Raw genomic sequence first — 1,640 nt, forward strand, 5'->3', positions numbered from 1 at the left:
TGCAGGCGGCGGGATTGCAGGCCTTGACGCGCGAAGGCCTCGGCTCCAGCGTGATTTTCCAGGCGCTCGCAGCCAACAACATCGACGTCTATGTGGATTATTCCGGCACGCTGTGGGTCAACCAGTTCCACCGCACCGATATGCCGCCGCGCGAAACATTGCTTGCCGAGTTGAAGGAGATCCTGGCGAAGCAGGACATCACCCTGCTCGGTGCGCTCGGTTTCGAGAACGCCTATGCGCTGGTGATGCCGCGGCAGCGCGCCGATGCACTCGGTATTCATTCAATCACTGACCTGGCTGCGCACGCGCCGACGCTGTCGATTGCGGGCGACTACGAGTTCTTCTCGCGCCCCGAATGGACCGCCCTGCAAAAGGCTTACGGCCTCTCATTCCGCACGCAACGACAGATGCAGCCGGATTTCATGTATGCGGCAGTGGCGAGCGGCAACGTCGACGTCATCGCGGGCTATACCAGCGAGGGGCGGATCAAGGAATACGACCTGGAGACGCTGGCCGATCCCAAGCACGCGATCCCGCCCTATGATGCGGTCCTGCTGCTGGCACCGCGGCGCGCGCATGATGCGGCATTGCAGGAGGCGCTGAAGCCGCTCCTTGAGCGGATCGACATTGCGACGATGCGCGAAGCCAATTTGCGCGCCAGTGGCAGCAGTGCGAACTCCTCGCCCGCCGCGGTGGCGCGTTGGCTGTGGCAGAAGATCGGTGGGAAGTAGACGCAGGCCGAGAGTGTCGAGGTACTGGTCGCAAGGCAGCTCGTGCGGGAGATCCTGGCGTTCGCGAGCGCTTTCCCACGAATTGAGCGCCTCCCACGGAGCATTCGGCCTACAAAGTGACTTGGCTCGGTTGCCAGAATCGCAGGCCACTCGCGATCCATCGGACGTACCGGGCGCGATAGCTATCCCACGCCTCTTAGGCAGTCTTGAGCGCTCTGATAATTCGCCATACGCCTTCGCGATCCTTTACGTGGCCCCAGTTTACGTGTGGGTGCCGTTCACGCAAGCGCGTCACCGCCTTTTCATAGCGCTCCTTCGCGTCGTCGGGCAGATTCCCGGTCGCAATGACCCAACTTGGCTCGGCATCGGCCTCAGGCCTTCTCTCGCGCATGACAACAGAATTGCCAACGGGAAGACCAGCCGCTTGAATGAAATCTTGAAAGAGCCGCTCGGCGGTTTTCATATGTGATTCCTATTCAACGACATTGCGACTCGGCAAGTAGGGGAGTGCTGCAGCTAGTAACCAGAGGCACGCCGCGTGGCCAAGTTCTTTGTAAGCGCGAGTTTCGCGGCACGCTGAAGCCGGCGGTGTTGACGGCTCGCCTTCGGTATCGAAGACGGTGCCTGGCGATTTCAGGCCGTGGCGGCTTTTGCGAAGTTGAAGGGCATCAGGTCGTCGATATCTGCATCGACCGCGCGCTGAGGCAACTCGGTGAGCACGTGGCGCAGCCATGCTAACGGCTCGACGCGTGAGGCGCGGCAGGTCAGCATCAGACTGTAGACAACGGCACTGGCCCTGGCTCCGTCGACGGTGTCGCTGAACAGCCAGCACTTTCGGCCAGTTGCAAAAACCCTGATGTCGCGCTCCAGAAGATTATTGTCGATCGGCATCCTGCCATCTTCGGTGTA

The 1,640-nt window shown here is 61.2% G+C and carries 3 protein-coding genes; 1 reads left to right on the plus strand and 2 read right to left on the minus strand.

The annotated features are described in order from the left end of the window. On the plus strand, window positions 1–731 hold a 731-nt coding region (locus FNJ47_RS45955; RefSeq protein WP_283811392.1), incomplete at its 5' end, for a glycine betaine ABC transporter substrate-binding protein. Window positions 732–927: 196 nt separating this feature from the next. Here FNJ47_RS45955 and FNJ47_RS45960 read toward each other — a convergent pair. Both FNJ47_RS45960 and FNJ47_RS45965 read right to left on the minus strand, forming a co-directional pair. Continuing rightward, complete coding sequence (locus FNJ47_RS45960; protein WP_163163387.1) at window positions 928–1,194, minus strand: hypothetical protein; 267 nt, start codon at window positions 1,192–1,194, stop codon at window positions 928–930. Window positions 1,195–1,364: 170 nt separating this feature from the next. Next, on the minus strand, window positions 1,365–1,640 hold a 276-nt coding region (locus FNJ47_RS45965; RefSeq protein WP_163163389.1), incomplete at its 5' end, for a transposase domain-containing protein.

It is taken from the genome of Bradyrhizobium uaiense (assembly GCF_010811875.1).
In the GTDB taxonomy this organism is placed as follows: domain Bacteria; phylum Pseudomonadota; class Alphaproteobacteria; order Rhizobiales; family Xanthobacteraceae; genus Bradyrhizobium; species Bradyrhizobium uaiense.